Source organism: Burkholderia sp. Ac-20365 (assembly GCF_017104715.1).
In the GTDB taxonomy this organism is placed as follows: Bacteria; Pseudomonadota; Gammaproteobacteria; order Burkholderiales; family Burkholderiaceae; genus Paraburkholderia.
This window is the reverse complement of record NZ_JAAGPI010000073.1, coordinates 1-22,212: the sequence shown is the minus strand read 5'-3', so window position 1 is coordinate 22,212 and position 22,212 is coordinate 1. Positions and strand designations below refer to the sequence as shown.

Here is a 22,212-nt window from a genome sequence, read left to right as displayed (position 1 = left end):
AGGAGAGGACCCGTTGGGGGCCCTCAGGCGGGAACAAGAACTGGCGGTGTTCAGCGGCTTTCTTTTGCCTACTTTTCTTTGCCGCGGCAAAGAAAAGTAGGTGCCGCCCCGCACAGGGGCGACGCTAATAGACCACTAACATCACGCGGATGCCAGCTCAAAAAAAGCAAAACCCGCACTATCAGAACAGATGCCGGAACAACCAGTACAGTCCTGCGGACAATGCAATCGACGCCGGCAACGTCAACACCCACGCCAGCACCAGACTCCGCACAGTACCCCATTGCAACCCGGAGCCATTAGCGGCCATCGTGCCGGCCACACCCGATGACAACACATGCGTCGTCGACACAGGCAGACCATACATATCGGCAGCGCCAATCGTAACCATCGCGACGAGTTCAGCCGATGCACCCTGCCCATAGGTCAGATGCTGCTTGCCGATCTTCTCGCCCACCGTCACGACGATGCGCTTCCAGCCCACCATCGTGCCAAGACCCAGTGCAATAGCGACTGCCACTTTCACCCAGGTCGGGATGAACTTGGTCGCGTGATCCATCTGCTTCTTGAAGTTGTCGATTGCCTTCGCGTCGTTTGCTGCAAACGCGGGCTGTTTGGCCTTTTCCATCAGACGGATCGCTTCGGACGCGACATACATGTTGTTGCGCACGTTATCGACCTTGTCTTGCGGCACGTTCGCCATCGAACCCGATGCGCTGACCTGCTGGCCAATCTGCTCCATCAGTTTCTGTAGCGCCGGCACGGTGGCAGGCGTCAGTTGACGCGTGCGCACGTAAGTCTCCACTTCGTTGCGCGGCGCAACGACGGGCGGCACACCGGGCGTCGCGTACTTGCCGAGCGCAGCCGAAGCCTGCTGCGAGACGGCGAGGAAGGTCTGCGTTTCGTTCGCCGTCACGGCCTTGTTCAACGCGTAGGCCGTGGGCACCGTGCCGATCAGGATCAGCATGATGAGGCCCATGCCTTTCTGTCCATCGTTTGAGCCATGCGCGAATGACACACCCGTGCACGTCAGGATCAGCAGTCCACGAATCCAGAACGGCGGCGGTTCCTTGCCTTTCGGCTCGGCGTAGAGTGCGGGCACGCGCACGAGCGCCTTGAGGACCAGCAACAGCAGGCCTGCCAGCAGGAAGCCGACCAGTGGCGAGAACAGCAGCGACTTTCCGACGCCCGCGGCTTGCCCCCAATCGACGCCGCTCGTGCCGTCTGCGCCATGCAGCAACTGGTTCATCAGGCCCACGCCGATGATCGAACCGATCAGCGTATGCGAACTCGACGACGGCAGGCCGAACCACCACGTGCCCAGGTTCCAGATGATCGCAGCGATCAGCAGCGCGAACACCATCGCAAAGCCTGCGCTGCTGCCGACCTGCAGAATCAGTTCGACGGGCAGCAATTGGAGAATGCCGAACGCGACCGCGCCGCTCGATGTCAGCACGCCGAGAAAATTCCACGTGCCCGACCACACGACAGCGACGTTAGGCGAAAGCGAGTGCGTATAGATCACGGTCGCGACGGCGTTGGCCGTATCGTGAAAGCCATTGACGAACTCGAAGCCGAGCGCGATAAGAAGTGCAACGCCCAGCAACAGATACGCAACCATCGATCCCGTGCGTACGGGCTCGAGATCGCCGATGAGTTGAAACGCGCAATAGATCGCGCCAGCGACCAGTGCAATTACGAATACGGCAAGTCCTAAGTTGCGATTTTTGGCACTCGCGGTGCCTGTCTGCGGATAGGAAAGTTCCGGCATGGCCTGGCCTCGGGGGATGGTCGGGGGGATTTCCGATCCTGCAAGCCCAGTATGTCGATACGATGACAAATGCATGACCGATATGCCCCTTAGCATGTGTGCCGTCCGTCAAGAGGTATTCACAAGTGCGCTCTGCTCGCCGGATCGAACGCGGCGCAAACGCTAAAATGACCGCTTGGCGCCTGAGCGCCGATCGAGAACCGAGACCTCCTTGAAAAGAAAAATGCCAGCGCTCAATGCGCTCAAAGCTTTCGAAGTCGCTGGGCGCACGGGCAGTTTCACGCGCGCGGCGGAACTGCTTAACGTCACGCAAAGCGCGGTAAGCCGCCAGGTTCGGCAACTCGAAGAGCAGCTTGGCGAAACGCTATTGCAGCGCAGGCATCATCATCTGGATCTCACGGCATCGGGGCGCGTGCTGCTTCAGGCCTTGCAGCATTCGTTCGACAAGATCGAGTGGACCGTACGCTCCATTCAGGAAAAGACACACCTGAACCGACTGCGGGTCAACGCGCCGCCTACCTTTGCGAGCCGCTGGTTTTTGCCGCGCTTGGGGCGTCTGCACACCGAGCATCCCGAACTCGAATTGAGCCTGTCGACGCGGCTCGAAGATAACCTCGCAGAATCGAGCGTGCTCGATTGCGCGATCCGTTTCGGCAATGGCGAGTGGGAAGGGTTCGACAATCTGCTGCTGATGAATGAACGGCATATCGCCGTGTGTTCGCCTGCATTACTCGCACGTCAGGCGGGTAATGATGCAATCGATCTCAATCAATTCACTTTGCTGCATGTTTTAGCGGAAGACAACCAGCGTTATCTGACCTGGCAGCACTGGTTGAAAGCGGCGGGTATCGAAGGCGTGGATACGTCGGGCGGTTTCGAATTCGATCTGCTCGATCACGCAATACGTGCGGCCATCGACGGCCTCGGCATTACGATTGCCGATCGTCATATGATTGCGCACGAACTCGCCAATGGACAACTCGTGCAGGTCTTGAACGTTCATGTCGACGGGCATCAATCGTACTGGCTCGTCACGCGTCCCGAACAGGAAGATCTGCCGCACGTCACCGTGTTTCGCGACTGGCTGCAGCAGGAAGTGTGGCTGACACAGCGCAGCGTCGAAACGTCGGCGGCTTCGCCCGTTCCATTGATCAGCGGCCATTAATTAACTGCTGCGTTTGACTCATTAAAGCTGAGTCATGTGCGTCGTTTTGTTCCCGTTTTGTTCGATGAGTACGATTGGAAACGCGTAAAAACGACAGAAACGCTTCCAGTGCGTAAATGAACTAATTACCCACTGCAACTGCTGGTATCATTTTTACACCTATCCATGACGTTGCGCCCGCATCGAAACGCGCAACGTTTCACCAAAGCCTGGCGCAAACAGGGCGCGCGCTCTCGGCGACTCACTCTCGCAGTCACTTGCTCAGGGATCGATGAAGTTGGCAACGAAAAGCAGAGCCGGGCAAGGGAAAAGCTTTGTCGAGCGAATCTACCGCTTGCGCATTGCCGGACTGGGGCTCGGCTTTTTCTGTGTCGCCTCCGTTTTCGCGCTCCAGCATCGTGGCGTCGTACTCTGGTCGCTGCTCGTATTTCATGGCTTTATCTGGCCACATGTCGCGCGGCGCGCAGCGCTGGCCTGCGAAGTGCCGTTTCGCGGCGAACGTCTGAACCTGATGGCCGATTCGCTGCTTGGCGGCTTCTGGGTCGTGGCCATGCAGTTCAACGTGCTGCCGAGCGTGCTGATTCTCGCGATCCTCAGCATGAACAATATCGGCGCAGGCGGCTTGCGGCTCTTTGCGCGCGGCGTCATCGCGCACGTGCTTGGTGTGCTAGTGGGGCTCGTCAGCGTTGGCTTTGTGTTTTCGCCGATGTCGGATATGCCGACTATTCTCGCGTGCCTCCCGTTCCTTATCATCTATCCACTTGCATTGGGCTTCACGAGCTATCAACTGTCGCTGAAGCTCGCGCAACGTACGCGTGAACTCGAACATCTGAGCCGCACGGACGGGCTGACCCGATTGTGGAACCGCCGGCACTGGGAAGGGCTGCTCGCCGAAGAATTCGAGCGCTGCCGCGCAAACCGCTACGCTTCGTGCCTGCTGCTGATCGATCTCGATCACTTCAAGCGGATCAACGACACCCTCGGCCATCCCGCTGGCGATGCCGTGCTGCAGGCATTTGCAGATCTGCTGCGCAGCCACTTTCGCAGCGGCGATAGCATTGGTCGTTACGGCGGTGAAGAATTCGGTGTCGTGCTTCCGGGCGCGACCTTGCGCGAGGCGCATACGATCGCGAAAGTTCTCGTGCAGCGCGTGAGAGAAAAGACCAAAGAGACATCGACGGAATGCCCGTGCACGATCAGCGTGGGCATTGCGCAATTGGCCGATGACTTGCCCGACTATCACACGTGGCTGCAGGAAGTGGACCGCAGTCTTTATCAGGCGAAAGCAACGGGACGCGACCGGATCGTGGTGGGTGGCCTTGCGCCCGTGCAGGAAATGGCGCGCGGCTGAGCGGCCAGCCCATCATTCGGCGTTGTTGATGCCTGCAATTCGCCGCTTTACAGCGCGTACACGATTCCCGCGAAAATCGAGCCGAACAGCATCCACTTGACGACGTAATAAGTCGGCCGATGCCATGCCTTGAGCCGCTTGCCGACACGGCGAATTGCATACACGTATTTGAATGCGCGATTCAGGAAGCCGGTGCGGTCACCCGCTTCATTCGGCGAACTGGCCGCGCGCATCACGACATTCGAGAACATCCGGTTCAGCGCACCGGCCCAGCGAAAGTACATGGGCCGCTCGATATCGCAGAACAGCACGATGCGCGACACGTCCGTTTCGTTCTTCGCGTAGTGAATGTAGGTCTCGTCGAACATCACGGCTTCGCCGTCGCGCCAGAAGTATTGCTGGCCATCTACATCGATATAGCACTTTGGACTTGCCGGCGTGACGAGGCCGAGGTGATAGCGCACCGACCCGGCATAAGGATCCCGATGTCGCACGAGGCTCGCGCCCGGCGGCAATTGCGCGAACATTGCGGCCTTGATACTGGGAATCTCCTGAAGCAGACGCGTGGTCACGGGGCAAAGCGATTGCGCCGAAGGATGCGGTGCGTCATACCATTTCAGGTAAAAGCGGCGCCAGCCGGTTTTAAAGAATGAATTGAAACCAATGTCGGTGTAACTGGATGCCGCCGATATTTTCTCGGCGGCATCCACGGCGAGTGCTTCTTCACGGATGATTTTCCAGTTTGCTTTGAGCGGTGCCAGTTCCGGAAAACGCTCTTCGTCGATATAAGCGGTGGCTTTAAGAGACGAAAACAAATAGCACAGGCAGTTAATTGGCGCCAGAAAGGTCGAATGATCTGATAGTTGGCGCCCAAAGGTGAAGCGTGCGTTGCCTCGCTTAGCCACGTACACGACGCTTAAGATGAACCAGAGGACGAATAGCCAGCGCATGCCATGAACTCCAGGATATACCTGAACAGCCGGATTTTTTAATAACCGGATGTTAAAGAACAAAGCGTAGCCAGATTCACGCCAGCTTGCATTTGAGGTGGCAAGGCATTGGATGCAAGCGGCAATTGCGCTTAAGGCGGGTTTTTAGCGGCGCACCAGAGTGTAATTTTTTCTTTAAAGCGTGCGCCAGAATTGGGCAGTAGAATCCGGAAAAGAAATAGAGGGGATGCTATTTAACTGGAGGCTGCGCCTCTTGGCGCTATTCCACGCAAGGTAATGCCGCGTTCCTGTGGCCGGGCGTGGTTTTTTACCCGTCCTGGCTGCGTAGATTCACTCATCGGCTCGACGGAGTAGCCGCGCCGCTCCCATGCATCGAGCCCGCCTCTTAGTGCGCGAATACGCGTAAAGCCTTTGTCGCGCATCTGCTGCGACAGCGCTCTGGCCGTGGTGTCGTCGGCACACACGCAATAGACGACGACATCGCGCGCGAGGAGTGCGGCATCGACCGTGTCGGGCGAATGCATGTCGAGCGGCAGCGCGCCGGGAATGGGCTGCGGCGTGTGCCGCTTTACGTCCTCAGGGCGCGCGTCGAGCACGATGGGCGGCTTGTCGGGGCGCATCATCGCGTCGATCTGTTCGGGCGATACGGGCGCGAGTGAGAGTGGCCGTTGCAACCGCCAGCGCTGGATGAAGCGAAACACGAGGTAGGTGGCGGCAATTGCGAACAGTACGTCGAGGATCGTCCAGCCATGTGCGCGCACTTCGTGAATCAGCAGATTCAACTGCCGCTCGAAAACGGCGCCGCCAAGCAGCCAGAAGGTGGCCCACGCGACGATACCGACGGCGTCCCACGCGAAGAATATGACGACGCCGACGCGCGTCGTGCCCATCAGCGGCGGTGTGATGATCGCGAGTCCGGGTACGAACTTGGATACCGATACGATCGCGGGCCCAAAGCGCATGAATAGGGCACGCGCCTTGCGCACGCGCACTTCGACGGTAGCCGACAGCCGTGCGAGTGCGTGAATCAGCCGGCGGCCGAGCACACGGCCAGCCGTGAACCACACACCGTCGCCGATCAGCGCGCCGGCGAGCGCGGCCGTCAGCACATGCCAGAACGACAGATGGCCGTTAGCGATCGCCGTGCCTGCGAGCAACAGCACGGGCACAGCGGGAAGCGGAATGCCGAGGCGCGTAAGCAGCACATTCGCGAAGACGACGGCTGCGCCCCATGTAGAAATTGCCGACGGATGAAAATCGACCAATTGCAATAGCTCCTTGCTGATTGCATTGCTTCGCTGCGCGCTATCTATGTGCGTAACGGGCGGCGATTCATTGTTGCACGGCGAGGCGCACGGCGTGTTGTACAAGCGCCCGCAGTACCGTTACAGCGACTGCCAGATGACTAATGTTCTTCGGAAGCAATCAGCGTGACGGGTATGTCGGTACATCCCATGCTGCTCGACAATTCGAGTTGCCGCCATTCGCCGTTATGCGATTGCGCGGAAATGAGGGGATCGAGTTGCCGGTCGGTGCGCAGTACATTGAATGGCCAGGACGGACGTGCAAGGCGCTCATGCACCAGCGAGCCGAGCCAGATAGGCGTGGGTGCAACGCCTTCGTGACGCGCGACGGCGTAGCCCGTGCGCCAGAAACGCAGTACATCGCGTTCGTCGCGCTGCGCGCGCTGACGGCTGAAAACGAGTGTCGATGGTTCGCCGTCGTTGAGTTTGGGCAGCACGGGCAGATCCATCACGGTGACATCGGGCGAAACCAGCGAGAACAGGCTGCGCGCATTGAAACGCGTGCCTTCGAGCCAGCCTCTGCTGCGCAGTTGCGCGATGATCTGCTGCCGGTCCGCCGTCCATTGCACGGTGATCGGTTCACGCCGGTCGCCTTTCATATCGGAGCGGTAGCAGGGGAATTGTTTCCATAGCGAATCCGTCCATTGCGTCTGCGTGACGACTACGGGCGGACGCTGGCGCACCTGCGGTTGCGCATCCGGCTGACGTCCCAAAGCAATCTGCAAGCCGACGCTCGCGCACAGCACGACGAGCAGAACAGCGGGCATGTACTCGCGCGCGGGCGGGGCTTCGGGATGCCGCCATACGGCCGTCAACGCGACGACGGCGACCCACACGGCTGCGAACGCGGCGCCGCCCACGGCATCGGAGAACGCAAAGCGCCCTGAATAGAGGCCCGCGAATGCGACGGTGATGACGATCAGGCTCGCAAGCGCAGTCACGGCAATGCCCGCCAGCGTATTGACACGGCGCGCGACTACGAAAGCGAGAAAGCCATATACGGTGACGCTCGCGGCAACGTGATTACTGGGAAAGGCATAGATATCGGATTGCGCGGCGGCGGGCGGCGCATGATGAACGATGACCTGAATCGCGAAGATCAGCAGTTGCGAGAAGATCACCGCAGTGAGCCAATAGATGATCATGCGCCAGCGTTTCTCGTAGGCGATCATGATGATCGACGCCACGACCAGGGCCGTGAGTGTTGGAATGGAGCCGAGCGTCGACGCGCGCGCGAGTACTTCGCCGATCCACTGCGTTTGCGTCGATTGCAGGAAGCGGTAGAAGGACTGATCGACCTGAACGAGCGGGTCGCCGGAGGCGACATCCTGCATCACGCCGAAGAAGATCCCTGCGCACAGCAGCACGAAAATCGAAATGCCGATTAGCAGGCCAATAGCCGCGCGCTCAGGATCGACAATCCGATAGATCAGCTTGCCGTAATGGGCCTCGTGATCGCGCGCCCAGTTCACCAGACCGTTGCGCGATGCACTGGCCCACGCGCGCGCGTGCGACACGACCACGCGCATGATCCAGAAGCATAGCCAGATGCTCGCCACGAGAATCGCCAGTGCCGCGACGAGCCGAAACGATACGGCGCCTGCCAGCTGGATCGATGCGCCGAACACGACGCCAGGAAGAATATGCGCGGGCGCCCATAGCAACGCCGACAAAACGTTCATTGCATAGAAGCGCAACGGCGGCATTTCGAGCATACCGGCGACAACGGGGACGATCGCGCGCAGCGGCGCGGCAAAGCGCGCGAACACGACGCTCTTTGCACCGTGCTTGTCGAAATACTTCTGGCCGCTTTCGAGCAGGCCCGGATGCGTGCTGAACGGCCAGAGCCTGCTAATCGTGTCCTTATAGCGGCGGCCGAACCAGTAGCTCATGCCGTCGCCCGCCACGGCGCCCGCGATGGCGCTTGCAAACAGCCAGCCGAGATTCAGCGTGCCCGTGCCGACCAGCGCGCCTGCAATAAACATCGCTGTACTGCCCGGCACGAAAGTGCCGATGATGGCAACGGCTTCGAGAAACGCGGCAAGAAATACGACGATCAGCGTCCACGCAGTGTGGCCTGCAAGCAGGTGCAGCAGCTGGGCGTACGCGTGCTCCATCAATATCTCCAGGTGTCGAAGCGGTGATCAAAGAGCACGGCGACGCGCTTGTGAGCGCAAACAAAGGCGCGCTGAAAGTTTATCAGCGTCCGGCTGAAGGGCGCAGGCGTGCGGCCATGCAGCAATTGGCGCGCTATGGAATTAACGATTGAAAGTGAGCCGTTATTCTTGTGTCGCCCAATGCAATGTCAAAAGACGCTTGAGAGAGATCGCGCGGCGAAGCTGATGCGCGGCTTAAGCGAATTGACGTCTCGATGTGCAACGCTATTCTTACCCGAGCTTTAAAACCATAGCGCTTCTAAGCAATTCCGTGGCATAGTCCGCGTATGTAATTCAAAGGGAGGCAATAATGGCTACATTGGAAAGCATCCAGGCGCGTATAAAGAAGCTCCAGACTCAGGCAGAAGCAATGGTTGCTAAAGGCGCGCAAGGCGCGTTGGATCAGATCCGTGAACTGATGATCAAACACGGTCTCACCACGGAAGATATCGAGCGGCGCGCGAAGGCACGGCGCGAACGCGAGCGGGCAGAGCGCCTTGGTCTCAAGAGCGGCAAGGTGAAGACGGCGTCGGCCGCGAAAGGCAAATTGCCGCCCAAGTATCGCGATCCGAAAACGGGCGCCACGTGGAGCGGCCATGCCCGCCCGCCGGCATGGATCAAGGACGTGAAAGACCGTAGCAAGTTCTTGATCGATGCTGCAGCGGCTGTTGCAGAAGCGGTAGCGCCCGCAAAACCTGCTGCTAGGAAAGCAACTGCGAAGAAAGCTGTAACGGTGAAGTCGGCGGGCCGCAAGGTGGCGAAAAAGGCGGCGGCTGGTGCAAAGGCGGCAGTCAAGAAAGTGGCAGCGAAGAAAGTGGCCGCGAAGAAAGTCGGCAAGAAGACCGCGGCCAAAAAGGTTGCTGCAAAGTCCGCTGCGCCGACTGCCGGGAAGCGCGTGATCGCGAAGAAAGCGGCCGCCAGGAAAGCCCCCGCAAGCAAAGCGCCTGCGAAAAAGGCGGCTGCAAAGAAAGCGCCCGTGAAAAGCGTCGCGCCCGTGGCAGAAGCGCCCGTGACGGTGCCGACGTCCGCGCCGGCTACCGGCGAGGCTTGATCCTGCTGGATACGGTTTACAGGTAATCGGGGCCGGCGTTATCCGCCGGCCTTTTTCTTTGCGCGGCGTTCTGCTTGCCGCGCCGTCACTCGCAGCCGGTGCAATGCCGGCTTGCGCGAAAGCGAATTCGCTGCCTTTCGCGCTTCGTCGGTCCACGCATTTCCACACATCCGCCAGATCGTTTCGCGCTTCCTCTGCAGGCCCGTCAACTTGCCCCACAAACATGAGTTTTTCGAATGCTTGACGGTCAAAATACTCGCTTGCGTGGCATAAGGCCGCAGAGAAGAATCCGGTTCATGCGCCGGCTGCATGTTTCGCATCGTTTCAAGCTGCTGCCGGAAATGTGCTTCGCGCACGCGTCACCAGGTAAACAGCATGCGACTCGACCGGAATTTCGTGAGCGGCCAGTTCGTCCAGCCCGCAACGGACGAACTCATCTCCGTCTATAACCCCGCCACCGAGGCGCTGATCGCCCAGGTCTCGGGCGCGTCCCGCGCCGAGGCCGTGGCCGCCGTAGAAGCTGCAGCCGCCGCCCAGAAAAGCTGGCGCAAGCTGCCCGCTGCCGAGCGCGCCGCGTATCTGCACAAGCTCGCCGACGCATTGACCGACTGCGCGCCCGCCATCGGCGCGGCGCTCGCGCTGGAATCCGGCAAGAGCGTTGCCGATGCGACGAACGAAGCGATCTACGCCGGCCAGATCACGCGCTATCACGCCGAGTGGGCGCGCCGTATCGAAGGCGAAGTCATTCCGAGCGATACACCCGACGAAAACCTCGTGCTGCATCGCGAGCCGATTGGCGTAGTCGCGTGCCTGATTCCGTTCAATTACCCCGTCTACACGTTCATGCGCAAGATTGCGCCGGCGTTGATCGCGGGTAACACGGTCGTCGTGCGGCCGAGCAACAACACACCCACTTCCGCATTCGAGATCGCCAAGGCCGTGCTGCGCGCCGAACTGCCGGCGGGCGTCGTCAACATTCTCGCGATGAGCCACGCGACGGCGGAAGCCGTCTGCACGCATCCCGCTGTCGGCATGATCACGCTGACGGGCAGCGTCGGCGCGGGCCGTAAGGTGCTCGACTACTGCAAGGAAAACATCGCCAAGCCGTCGCTCGAACTGGGCGGCAAGACGCCGGCCATCATCGAGCCGGATGCCGATCTGGAGAAAGCAGCGCGCGATCTGGTCGGTTCGAAGACCACGCATTGCGGCCAGCTTTGCACGGCGATCGAACGCGTCTATGTGCATGAAAGCGTGCACGATCAGTTTGTCGCGCTGCTGAAGCAGCACATGAGCGCAGTGAAGAGCGGCGACCGCAGTGGCGATGCTACGGCAATGGGTCCGCTCGTCAACGAAGCATCGCGCCAGTCGATTCACGCGATGGTGCAGCGCGCCGTCGCCGACGGTGCAACGCTCGAAACGGGCGGCGTGCTGCCCGAAGGCAAGGGCTTTTTCTATCCGGCCACGTTGCTGACGAATTGCCGTCAGGACATGGAGATCATCCGGGAAGAAACCTTCGGCCCGATCATGCCCGTGGTGCGTTACAGCACGCTCGACGAAGCGCTGAACATGGCCAACGACCACCAGTTCGGTCTTTCATCGGTGCTGTACACCGAAAACTACCGCACGACGATGAAGGTCGCGAACAATATCGAAGCCGGCGAACTCTACGTGAACCGCACGCCTGCCGATCCGTACCAGGGCTTCCACGCAGGCTGGAAACGTTCCGGTCTGGGCGGCGACGACGGCAAGCACGGCATGCTCGAATTCACGCAGACGCGTCTCGTCGTCATGAAGTACTGATCCTGTCAGGGCGCATTCGTATTTGATCAATCAAAGCGGATGCGCTCTTTTTTTAACCAAAAAAGCACTCGCTGCATTCATAACAAAGATCGGGAGACACGACGGCCACGGCGTTTGCCGTGCTCCTCGCGCGTCTCCAAGGAGCACCACAGTGGCAAGCCAACCTCTTCAAACGGGCAAATCAACGCCCCGTTCCGCCGACACAGGCGCGCAATCCAGCAACAACGCACAGCGTTACGTGCAACTGCTGCTGCTCGTCATCGCTGCCGGCGCGATCTACCCGATTCTCTATCTGCGCCAGGTCTACCAGCCGACGATGCTGGAAGTTTTCCACATCAGCGAAAGCCAGCTCGGCTATCTGTATTCGATGCTGGGCACGATCTTCCTGGTGAGCTATCTGCCAAGCGGCTGGCTCGCGGACCGTATCGCGCCGCGCCTGCTGATCAGCTTCTCGCTCGTCGCTACCGGGCTGCTCGGTCTCGTGTATTCGACGGCGCCGTCATTCAATCTGCTGCTGATGATTTTCGGCGGCTGGGGTTTGTCGACGGGGCTGACGTTCTGGGCGGCTGTCATCAAGCGCGTGTCGATGATCGCGGGCGCTGACGAACAAGGCCGCTTCTTCGGCTTTCTCGACGGCGGCCGTGGCCTGATCGAAGCGATGCTCGCGACGATCGCCATCACGCTGTTCGCGTGGCTCACGCAGACGAAGGGTGAAACGGCTGCCGTCGGCTTCCGGTTCGTCGTCTACATGTACGCGTTCCTGTGCATTGGCCTTGGCGTGCTGCTTGCATTGGTCAAGGATCCGTCGGCAAATGTGAAGGCTGCGAAAGCGGCACGTCACAGCAACGTGATCGCCGATCTGATTACTCTCGCGAAGATTCCGGAACTGTGGCTCGTCGCGGCTATCGTGTTCTGCGGCTATCAGGTGTTCTGGGCGACGTATAGCTTCTCGGCGTACCTGCATGAAGGCGAGATTGGTTTGTCGGTGGTGATGGCAGGCACGATCACGACGCTCAAGCTGTGGATGCGTCCTATTGGCGGTATTGGCGGCGGCTTTCTCGGCGACCGTTTTTCGAAAGTGACGGTGCTGATCATTGCGCTCTTTCTCGCATCGCTCTCGCTGGTCGGCCTGATCGCCGCGCCGCAGATCAGTAGCCACGTGTTGCTGGTGTTTCTCGTGCTGTTCATCGGCATTCTGACGTATGCGATTCGCGGTCTCTACTGGTCGCTGCTCGACCGCTGCAACGTACCCGTCGAAACGATGGGCCTCGCGATTGGCCTGATCTCGGTACTCGGTTATTCGCCCGATGTATTCCTGCCGCTGATCAACGGCTATCTGACCCAGAACTATCCGGGCGTGCACGGATATCAAATGTACTTCGGCTACGTGGCTGCCGTGTCCGCCGTTGGCGGTGTCGCGGGCCTCGTGCTGCGCAATATGCTTAACAGGAAGGAAGCGTAAATGAAAGTCGTCTCGCTCGAAACGCACATCGTCGCCGTGCCGCCGCCGCATATCGGCGGCATGTACTGGATCTTCGTCAAGCTGAAGACGGATTGCGGTATTGAAGGCGTCGGCGAAATCTACTCGGCGACGTTTCATCCCAGCGCAATGCAGCCCATCATCGACGATGTGTTCTCGCGCTATCTGCTCGACAAGGATCCGCATCACGTCGAACGTCTGTGGCGCGAAGCGTATTCGAGCGGCTTCACGCAGCGTCCCGATCTGACGATGATGGGCGTTGTCAGCGGCCTCGAAATGGCGTGCTGGGACATCATCGGCAAGGCGGCGAACAAGCCCGTGTACGAACTGCTGGGCGGCCGCGTGCATGAGCGCCTGCGTTCTTACACGTATCTGTATCCGAAGAACCGTCGCGGCGAGTACGACTACGACGATCCCGATCTCGCAGCCGAATGCGCTGCAGAAAACGTCAAGCGCGGCTTTACGGCAGTGAAGTTCGATCCCGCAGGCCCATATACGGCTTACTCGGGCCATCACCTGTCGCTCGAAGTGATGGACCGTTGCGAAACGTTTTGCCGCAAGGTGCGCGAAGCAGTGGGCAGCAAGGCTGATCTGCTGTTCGGCACGCATGGCCAGATGGTGCCGGCGTCGGCGATCCGTCTCGCGAAGCGCTTGGAAAAATACGATCCGCTGTGGTTCGAAGAACCCGTGCCGCCGGGGCAACATGAGGCGATGGCCGAAGTGGCGCGGCACACGAGCATTCCCATTTCGGCAGGCGAGCGTCTCACCACGAAATACGAATTCCACAAGCTGCTCGAAGCCGGCGGCGCGTCGATCATTCAATTGAATGTGGCGCGCGTTGGCGGTCTGCTCGAAGCAAAGAAAGTGGCGACCCTTGCCGAGGTGTACTACGCGCAGATCGCGCCGCACCTCTACAACGGTCCGGTTGGCGCGGCCGCAAGCATTCAGCTTGCCACCTGCACGCCGAACTTCCTGATTCAGGAAAGCATCGGCACGTGGGGCGGTTTCCATGCGGAAGTGCTGAAGTCGCCGATCCGTTGGGAAGACGGCTACATCATTCCGTCGACGGAACCGGGTCTTGGTGTCGAACTGAACATGGAAGTCGTGCAGCAGCACACGCCGTACACGGGCGAGCGCCTGCACCTGCAGATGGCGTCGAAGCCGTTCGACGTGAAAGATCTCGCGCCGGCAAAGGGCTAAGCGCGAACACGTATTCCACGTATTGGACGCCTGCGGGCGAATAGAACATGAATTACGACTACATCATCGTCGGAGCGGGCTCTGCGGGCTGTATTCTCGCCAACCGGCTGTCGGCGTCGGGCCAGTACTCGGTACTGCTGCTCGAGGCAGGGAAAGCCGACGATTCGTTCTGGTTCAAGATTCCGGTCGGTTTCACGAAGACGTATTACAACGAAACCTACAACTGGATGTACTACAGCGAGCCGGAGAAGGAACTCGACAACCGCTCGCTGTATTGCCCGCGCGGCAAGGTGCAGGGCGGCTCCGGCTCGATCAACGCAATGATCTATGTGCGCGGTCAGGAGCAGGATTACGAAGACTGGACGAAAGCGGGCAACAAGGGCTGGTCGTATCGCGACGTGCTGCCGTATTTCCGCAAGCTCGAATCGCATCCGCTTGGCAACACGGAGTATCACGGTGCAAATGGCCCGATCGGCATTTCTCCGATGAAGGATGCCGCGCATCCCATTTGCCACGTGTTTGTGAAGGGTTGTGAGCAGGCGGGTTACAGGCGCAGCGACGACTTTAATGGGGCGCAATTCGAAGGCGCGGGCATTTACGACGTCAATACGCGTAATGGCCAGCGTTCGTCGAGCAGCTTCGAGTACCTGCACCCGGTGTTGAATCGCAAGAACCTGACGGTCGAGCGCGAAGTGCTCGTGACGCAGGTGCTGTTCGACGCGAACAAGCGCGCGACGGGCGTTGTCGTCAAGCAGAACGGCAGCGCGCGTCATTTCACTGCGAAGCGTGAAGTGATTCTCTCGGCAGGTGCTGTCGATACACCGAAGCTGCTGCAACTGTCGGGAGTCGGCGATAGCGCGCTGCTCGCGGAACATCGCGTGCCGCTCGTGCATCATTTGCCTGCTGTCGGACAGAATCTGCAAGACCATCTTTGCGTAAGTTTCTACTATCGCTCGAACGTAAAGACACTGAACGACGAGATGCGTCCGCTGCTTGGCAAGGTCAAGCTTGGACTGCAATACCTGCTGACGCGCAAGGGTCCGCTCGCGATGAGCGTGAACCAGGCAGGTGGATTCTTCAGGGGCAGCGATAAAGAAGCAGTACCGAATCTGCAGCTCTATTTCAATCCTCTGTCGTATCGTATTCCGAAGAGCAGCAAGGCAAGTCTCGAACCGGAACCGTATTCGGGCTTTCTGCTGTGCTTCAATCCGTGCCGCCCGTCTAGCCGTGGTTCGATCACGATCGCGTCCGACCGCGCGGAAGATCCAGCGAAGATTCGCATCAATGCGCTGACGACGCAGAAGGATATCGACGAAGCGATCCAGGGTTGCGAACTGGTGCGCGAGATCATGTCGACGGCGGCGCTGAAGGACATTACGGTTGAAGAGATTTCACCTGGGCCGCAGGTGAATGATCGCGAAGGGTTCCTGAAGTACTTCCGCGAGCAGTCGGGTTCGATTTATCACCTGTGCGGTTCATGCGCTATGGGGCTCGACGATGGCTCGTCGGTGGTCGATGACCGTCTGCGCGTGCATGGCATGTCGGGGTTGCGGATTGTCGATGCGTCGATTTTTCCGAATATCACGTCGGGGAATATCAATGCGCCTACCATGATGGTTGCTGAGAAGGGTGCTGAGATGATTCTTGAAGATGCACTTGCGGGTGCAGGGGCGCTTGCTAAAGAGTCGGCGAAGGTGTTTGCTGCAGTGCAGTGAGGTTTTTGTCTGTGACGGTTTGAGCGGTTTGCTTCGGTTTTCGCTGGCATCCGCGTTTTGTTATCGGTCTGCTAGCGTTGCCCCTGTGCGGGGCGGCACCTACTTTTCTTTGCCGCGGCAAAGAAAAGTAGGCAAAAGAAAGCCGCTGAACACCGCCAGCCCTTCTTCTTGCCCACGGGCCCCCAACGGCCCCGTCCTGTCCCCGCCAGCGCTCTTCTTGATGCCCGCTGCCAACGCTTCGAATTGGCTCATCACCCGTTTCACACTCACGCGTCGCGGCCCGCGCGATCAGATTGCCCACGTTCTATAGCGGCAAACTGTGCGTAGGCTGTCGCGCCGCATGCGCTTCACTCCGGACTGAAAAGTACGATCGGTGTCGTAAGAGCACCAAGGTGTGAGTCACTACGACCTACACACAGTTTGCCACCTGGGCGACCGCAATCATTCGCTGCCGCTGGCTGCGATACGGGTGAGTGAAGTGGGTGAGGCGCCCATTTAAAGCGTTGGCAACGGGCACTGAATGGCAGAACGCCGTGTGAAGCGGAGGACCCGTTGGGGGCCCTCAGGCGGTGGTCAAGAACGGGCGGTGTTAGCCCGCTTTCTTTGCTTACTTTCTTTGCGGCGGCAAAGAAAGTAAGTGCCGCCCCGCACAGGGGCAACGCTTGAGGCACCAATAACAAAACGCGGATGCCAGCAAAAACACAAGCAAACCAAACTTATCGCGCCTCAGGCAGTATCAGAAACCACAGCACGCCCCTGCGTCATATCCCGCACCGCATCGCGCGCATCATCGATCGCCGTGACGGGCATACGAATGCTCAACCTCACATTCATATCATAAGCACTCGCCTCGAGCGAAAAATTCTCCTGCTCGATCCACCGACGCACACGCGCCTCATCGGGATACCCGATCTCAACATGCAATGAAGCCAATGCAATCCGCTCAACGCGCGGCGCGTCCTGCAACGCAGTGGCGATTGCATCGGTATAAGCACGCACAAGCCCACCAGCTCCAAGCTTCACGCCACCGTAATAACGCACCACAGCGGCCAGCACGCCATCCAGATCATGATGGCGCAGCACTTCGAGGATCGGTCGCCCGGCCGTTCCCGACGGCTCACCATCGTCCGACATGCCCGACTGTCCGCCCGCCAGCAGCGCCCAGCAGACATGAGTGGCAGTGGCATGCTCCTCGCGCAAACGGCGCAGTTCTTCCATCGCGGCGTCGCGGTCCGCGACGGGAATCGCGTACGCGATGAAGCGGCTCTTGCGGATGTCGAGTTCCGCTTGCAGCGTCGAGGGGAGCGTGAAGGTTGGCAAGGCGGTGGACGTGGTCGGGTTCGGATCGGATCAGGCCCGCTATCTTAGCGGATGTGCGTGCGCGCCCCGGATTCGATGCGGCGCGAGGCTCGAACGCTTCGCGCTATTTTGACGCATCCTGAAAGAGTCTCTTGTTGACTTATGTAATGACAGCGTCTGCCGTGCAAGCCGATAATGCAACGCATGGCGGATCTAGCTCTGGCTGGGGCGATGCCGGACTCCTCATCCGGCGCGATCCGTCTCTCTTCTCTACGATCCGGTGATCTCTCACGTCATCGGGTTCTGCGGTATTCGAAAAGCCTCTTCGCGACGCGAAGAGGCTTTCGGCATCCCGGTCAATTGATCATCGGGCCGCCGACGTGCCCTTCGAAAATGGCGCAGTTCAGGCCGAACTCATCGACAGTACCTGTACTTCTGCCGTCGACAGTCACAACGGCACTCCGTCCTCCAATAATGCTTTTCATGCGCTCGGGCCTTAGCGCGGTTTCCTTGCGATCGAGATCAGTGGGCGCGCTCAGATCCTTGATGACGAGAGCGGTTTTCATAACGGTTCTCCTGACGTGGGGTTGACGAGCACGATGCAGCGCTCGCCCGTCACGGTGCAACGCGTATGCCGAAATGAACGTGTTATGAGCGGCATCCCACATTGGAAGTCAAAAGCGTCGTGCAACAAGGGAATAAGTTGCAACGCCAGCCGGTATACGATGGATCGGCCAACGCACTTACGAAGAAGTGTCGGCGAGGGCCGTACCGTGATGCACTGGAAGTTGGCGGAATAAACCAGACGGGTAGTGCGCGATGCATGCGACACTCGCGCACACACATGCCGCAAGCCTTCCGGCAAGCGGCATCCAGCAGGTAATCAGCGGGCAATCAGCAATAACCGCGACAACAGCCGCTATTTGCGCAACAGGCTTTGCGGCGGAATGCGTTCGTCGACGGGCTGGCGCGCGGCTGTCGGAAATCCCACGGGATAGTCGACAACGCGTGTCGCTGCCGGCAATGCCTGCGCGGTGACGCCGAAGAAGCGGCCACCCGTTCGCGCGCCGCCGACAATCGCAGTCATCGCTGCGCGATCGAGTTCGACACTTTCGGAAAGATCTTTGACGACGAGCTTGGACATGGCTGTTCCAGAAGAAATGTTGCGTGGCATCGTCGCGACGGGTGCACGCATCCGTCGATAAGGGCCGCGCGTATGGCTCGAACAACCAGTATAGATAATTCAGGCTCGAAGCGGTGTGCGCTGCCGAGCACTGCGGAGGCGCCGATCTTCCACAGCAGCGCACCGTTACACCACCGCGTTCGTCCGGGCCCAAAGTTTCGGGCTGACGTCGATGGTGTTGCAAGTGCTGCCCGGCAGCGCCGGACAAGTGGCGCTCCCGGTCCCCGTGGACTGCGCGTGGTCTTACGAAACGTGGACGCTGTTGTCGGCCTGATCGTCATCGGGATGTATCACGCTAACGCATGGTTGGTGCCGCTCGCGTTGTCGATGTTCAGGCGTTGCTTTACAAGCTACCGGGTGTCAACCGTCTTGCTGTTGTCGAAGTCGAACTCAGCCTTCATGGCTCGCTATAGAGTTGTCCAGAAATGAACGGGCTTTGATTATCAATGTGCTGAAGATTCGCTAAAACGATGCTTCGGCCAGGGCTCACGCATCTTGTCTGCGCGGTCCTTACAACGCATAGGCTGTGCCAGGCACGCCAGCCTGACGGCGAAAAAATGATGGAGCCTTTAAGTACGAGGCTTTGCGAGTGACCAGACGAGTGGCGACGGAAAACGATGACATTCGAGCCGCCCGGAGGCCGACGGCGAGCGTCCAACTGAATGGGCGAAGCATGTTGGAAGCATCGCGACACATCACGCCCGTCGTGTCGCGGGGCAATCCTGGTTTGCGAAAGGCATACGTGCGGGCTACTATCGAACGAGCACATGTAATTGGTTACGACAGGGAAATTCCTCGACCTTCGGGAGCTGCAGCGCTTTGAACACATGGCTAGCCTTGCGCACGTGATTCGGGACTTTCAGAGCGGCGCGCTCACGCAGGATGCGTTCGTCGCTCAACTGGACAGCACGCTCACAACGGAAGGTGTCGGTTCGGCACGCCTGCTCGAAATACTCGGCGAAGCGCACGTCAGGACGCCGCTGCCTCCTGAGCTCTATGCACTGGTGCGCCGCCGCATCGAACAGATGCCCGTTTCGAACCTTGCGCCTGCGGGCGGCGAGGAAACGCGCATGCAAACGGTGCCCGATCATCTCATTGCGCCACCGCCGGCGCCACGCACTCACGATGTCGGCGCATCCAGCTTTGATCAGGTAAAAGGCACGGGCGACACGTTGAATAATCGCTTCGTGCTCGAAGAATGTCTGGGCGTGGGCGGCATGGGCACCGTGTACAAGGCGCTCGATCTGCGCAAGCTCGAAGCATCGGACCGCAAGCCGTATCTCGCGATCAAGGTGCTGAATACGCAATTCCGCGGCAATCCGAAATCGCTGATCGCGTTGCAGCGCGAAGCGCGCAAGGCGCAGGTGCTCGCGCATCGCAACATCGTCACCGTCTATGATTTCGACCGCGACGGCGCCATCGTCTATCTGACGATGGAGTACCTGTCCGGCAAGCCGCTCAGCCAGATTCTGCGCACGCAGGACTTCAAGGGCATGCCGGTGCAGTCCGCGTTGCCGATCGTGCGCGGCATGGCTGGCGCGCTTGCTTATGCGCACGAGCGCGGCTTCGTGCATTGCGATTTCAAGCCCGCCAACGTGTTTCTCACCGACACCGGCGAGATCAAGGTGATCGACTTCGGCATCGCACGCGTGTTCCAGCGGCCCGAAGAAGAGAGCGATGCGACGGTGTTCGATCCAGGCAGTCTCGGTGCGTTGACGCCGGCCTATGCCAGCCCCGAAATGCTCGAACACCTGGAGCCCGATCCGCGCGACGACATCTACGCGCTCGGCTGCATCACGTATGAGCTTTTGACGGGCCGTCACCCGTTCGACCGTTTGTCGGCAACGCAGGCGCGTGCAGCGAACCGGCAACCGCAGCGGCCCGAGAACCTGAGCAACCGTCAATGGCGCGCACTGCGTGCGGCGCTCGCGTTCGACCGCAAGTCGCGCACGCCAACGGTATCGCGCTTCGTCGAAGAGTTCGGCGCGCAAGAGCGGGCGTCGCAGTCGAAATCGACGGGGCGTGATGTCGATCGCACGGGACTGCTGATGAAGTCGGGCGTCGCAGGCCTCGCGCTCGCGTGCGCGGCGGGCGGCGCGCTTTACTTCTATCGCGCTTCACAGACGCTCGAGCGGGAGAACGCGGCGCAACAGGCGAGCGTCGCGTCGAATGCGGGCAATACACAGAACACACAGAACACACAGCCTTCGACGAACGCCGCTTCGCCCGTTCAACCCATTACGCCCGCTGCGCCGCCGCCATCTGCTGGCGCATCTGTCGCGCCGCCCAGCACGCCCGCTCCGCCGACGCTCGCGGCCGTCACGTCGGCACTCGCGTCATTGCCATGTTCTGCGCTCGCCGCTTCGCTGCAGGATCGCGCGGTACAGGTGCGCGGATTCGTGCCGCAGCACGGCGAGGCACAGGTCAACGAGCGTCTTGCGACCTTGCCCGGTATTGCATCGACGAAAGTCGACGTGCAGCACGTGACCAGCGACAAATGCGAAGTGCTCAAGGAACTCGGCTCGTACTGGACGCGCAACTGGCAGGCAGGGCATGTGGCGTCGCTGACGGCGCGCATGCCGAATGGCGTGCTGACGGACGGCGATCCTCTTGTCGTCGATGTACGGACACCCGGCTATGAGTCGTATGTGAATATCGACTACTACGTGCTCGACGGCAGCGTCGTGCATATGGTGCCAGGCCCGCGTGCGAAAGATAACCAGGCACCGGCGCATTACACGGCGACGGTCGGCAGCGGTGGCGACTGGATTATCTCGAAGCCGTTCGGTCAGGAAATGGTCGTGCTGCTCATCACGCCTGCACCACTCTTCGATACACCGCGTCCCGAGAGCGAATCACGCACGGAGTATCTGCGCGCACTCGATACGCGTCTCAAGCAGATTGCCGCGAAGTACGGCGCAGAACATATCGTCGCGGACTTCGCCCAGATCACGAGCAAGGCACGCGCGCATTGACGGGCCCGCGCGATTGCGCGGGCTTCATCACGTATCAGCTCACTTGAGTTCCTTGACGACGCGAAAGCCGTCTTGCGATTGACGCACGCTCTGGCTGTATTTGAAGCGCGTCGAACTCAGCATGTAGTCGTTGCCTTCGCGCCACGAGCCGCCGCGGATCACGCGCGTGTTGCAGCCGGGCGCGTCCCACGCGCGGCCGTCGTTGGGTGCGCCTTGGTATGAGTTATGCCAGCAGTCGCCGACCCATTCCCACACGCTGCCGTTCATGTCGTACAAACCATTCGGGTTTGCGGCAAAAGTACCGACGGGCTCGGGTGCTTCCTTGTGATAAGGGTCGCCGCAATCCTTGCAGTTCGCCATGCCTTTGCGCATTGCGTCGCCCCACCAGTACTTCGTCGTCGTGCCTGCGCGATTCGCGTATTCCCATTCAGCTTCAGTCGGCAGCCGATATGTTTTGCCCGTGACCTTGCTGAGCCACTTCACATAGGCTTGCGTGTCATCCCAGCTGAGATCGCGGGCGGGCGCGTTCTTCGCGGAATTGTTTTCGGGCGTGAGTTTCGGACATCCATTGACGTCCGCGCATGCGTTCCATTGTTCGACCGTCACCTCGTACTTGCCGATCGCGAACGGTGCGGAAATGGTCACGTGATGCGGCGGCTTTTCCGAGGGATCGTCGGAGTTGCTACCCATTGTGAACGAGCCGGCGGGCAGCGAAATCATCGCAGGGCACGCTGCGCAGTCCTTGCTCTCGCCGCCCGTTGCGGCTTTCGCGGCAGCGGGCGCTGGCGCAGGTGCGGGCGCAGGTGCGGCTG

Annotated in this window: 18 protein-coding genes; 9 read left to right on the top strand and 9 right to left on the bottom strand. The window is 60.0% G+C overall.

The genetic code is table 11. The features are described 5' to 3' along the window. Positions 1-181 precede the first annotated feature (181 nt). Entirely contained in the window at positions 182-1,771 is a 1,590-nt protein-coding gene (locus tag G3O01_RS44125) for an inorganic phosphate transporter (protein ID WP_205813787.1), read from the bottom strand. Between the two features lie 223 nt (positions 1,772-1,994). On the opposite strand from G3O01_RS44125, the gene G3O01_RS44120 reads away from it, so the two are divergent. Then, entirely contained in the window at positions 1,995-2,936 is a 942-nt protein-coding gene (locus G3O01_RS44120) for a LysR substrate-binding domain-containing protein (RefSeq protein WP_205813786.1), read from the top strand. A 271-nt stretch (positions 2,937-3,207) separates the two neighbouring features. Next, a complete protein-coding gene (locus G3O01_RS44115) occupies positions 3,208-4,287 on the top strand; it encodes a diguanylate cyclase (protein WP_241024783.1) in 1,080 nt (359 codons plus the stop codon). Positions 4,288-4,334: 47 nt separating this feature from the next. Here the strand turns inward: G3O01_RS44115 and G3O01_RS44110 are convergent, their stop codons facing one another. From G3O01_RS44110 to G3O01_RS44100, 3 genes are all read right to left on the bottom strand, one after another. Next, a complete protein-coding gene (locus G3O01_RS44110; RefSeq protein ID WP_205813784.1) occupies positions 4,335-5,237 on the bottom strand; it encodes an aspartyl/asparaginyl beta-hydroxylase domain-containing protein in 903 nt (300 codons plus the stop codon). 233 nt (positions 5,238-5,470) lie between these two features. Continuing rightward, on the bottom strand, positions 5,471-6,502 hold the full coding sequence (locus G3O01_RS44105; RefSeq protein ID WP_205813783.1) for a VTT domain-containing protein: 1,032 nt from the start codon (positions 6,500-6,502) through the stop codon (positions 5,471-5,473). 140 nt (positions 6,503-6,642) lie between these two features. After that, the gene (locus G3O01_RS44100; RefSeq protein ID WP_205813782.1) at positions 6,643-8,658 is read right to left on the bottom strand and encodes a bifunctional DedA family/phosphatase PAP2 family protein; all 2,016 of its coding nucleotides are present in this window, start codon (positions 8,656-8,658) and stop codon (positions 6,643-6,645) included. A 23-nt stretch (positions 8,659-8,681) separates the two neighbouring features. On the opposite strand from G3O01_RS44100, the gene G3O01_RS45685 reads away from it, so the two are divergent. The 6 genes from G3O01_RS45685 (at position 8,682) to G3O01_RS44075 (ending at position 15,943) form a co-directional block, all read left to right on the top strand. Next, on the top strand, positions 8,682-8,810 hold the full coding sequence (locus tag G3O01_RS45685; protein ID WP_277403089.1) for a hypothetical protein: 129 nt from the start codon (positions 8,682-8,684) through the stop codon (positions 8,808-8,810). A gap of 197 nt (positions 8,811-9,007) precedes the next feature. After that, positions 9,008-9,748, top strand: a complete 741-nt coding sequence (locus G3O01_RS44095; protein WP_205813781.1) for an H-NS histone family protein — start codon at positions 9,008-9,010, stop codon at positions 9,746-9,748. 375 nt (positions 9,749-10,123) lie between these two features. Next, positions 10,124-11,548, top strand: coding sequence for an aldehyde dehydrogenase (gene aldA, locus G3O01_RS44090; RefSeq protein ID WP_205813780.1), 1,425 nt, complete (start codon positions 10,124-10,126; stop codon positions 11,546-11,548). A 151-nt stretch (positions 11,549-11,699) separates the two neighbouring features. After that, a complete protein-coding gene (locus G3O01_RS44085) occupies positions 11,700-13,010 on the top strand; it encodes an MFS transporter (RefSeq protein ID WP_205813779.1) in 1,311 nt (436 codons plus the stop codon). Beyond that, positions 13,011-14,228 carry a mandelate racemase/muconate lactonizing enzyme family protein gene (locus G3O01_RS44080; protein WP_205813778.1) on the top strand — a complete coding sequence of 406 codons (1,218 nt, stop codon included), beginning with the start codon at positions 13,011-13,013 and terminating at the stop codon, positions 14,226-14,228. A gap of 47 nt (positions 14,229-14,275) precedes the next feature. Beyond that, on the top strand, positions 14,276-15,943 hold the full coding sequence (locus G3O01_RS44075) for a GMC family oxidoreductase N-terminal domain-containing protein (RefSeq protein WP_205813777.1): 1,668 nt from the start codon (positions 14,276-14,278) through the stop codon (positions 15,941-15,943). A gap of 99 nt (positions 15,944-16,042) precedes the next feature. On the opposite strand, the gene G3O01_RS44070 is transcribed toward G3O01_RS44075, so the two are convergent. From G3O01_RS44070 to G3O01_RS44055, 4 genes are all read right to left on the bottom strand, one after another. Continuing rightward, positions 16,043-16,195 (bottom strand): hypothetical protein, encoded by a 153-nt coding sequence (locus G3O01_RS44070; RefSeq protein ID WP_205813776.1) that lies wholly within the window; start codon positions 16,193-16,195, stop codon positions 16,043-16,045. A 474-nt stretch (positions 16,196-16,669) separates the two neighbouring features. Further along, entirely contained in the window at positions 16,670-17,263 is a 594-nt protein-coding gene (locus G3O01_RS44065) for a YigZ family protein (RefSeq protein ID WP_205813775.1), read from the bottom strand. Between the two features lie 335 nt (positions 17,264-17,598). Next, positions 17,599-17,808, bottom strand: a complete 210-nt coding sequence (locus G3O01_RS44060; RefSeq protein ID WP_205813774.1) for a hypothetical protein — start codon at positions 17,806-17,808, stop codon at positions 17,599-17,601. A gap of 353 nt (positions 17,809-18,161) precedes the next feature. Beyond that, positions 18,162-18,386, bottom strand: coding sequence for a hypothetical protein (locus tag G3O01_RS44055; protein WP_205813773.1), 225 nt, complete (start codon positions 18,384-18,386; stop codon positions 18,162-18,164). Between the two features lie 866 nt (positions 18,387-19,252). Here G3O01_RS44055 and G3O01_RS44050 point away from each other — a divergent pair. Beyond that, positions 19,253-21,400, top strand: a complete 2,148-nt coding sequence (locus G3O01_RS44050; RefSeq protein WP_205813772.1) for a serine/threonine protein kinase — start codon at positions 19,253-19,255, stop codon at positions 21,398-21,400. 39 nt (positions 21,401-21,439) lie between these two features. Here the strand turns inward: G3O01_RS44050 and G3O01_RS44045 are convergent. Next, on the bottom strand, positions 21,440-22,212 hold a 773-nt coding region (locus G3O01_RS44045; protein ID WP_205813771.1), incomplete at its 5' end, for a formylglycine-generating enzyme family protein.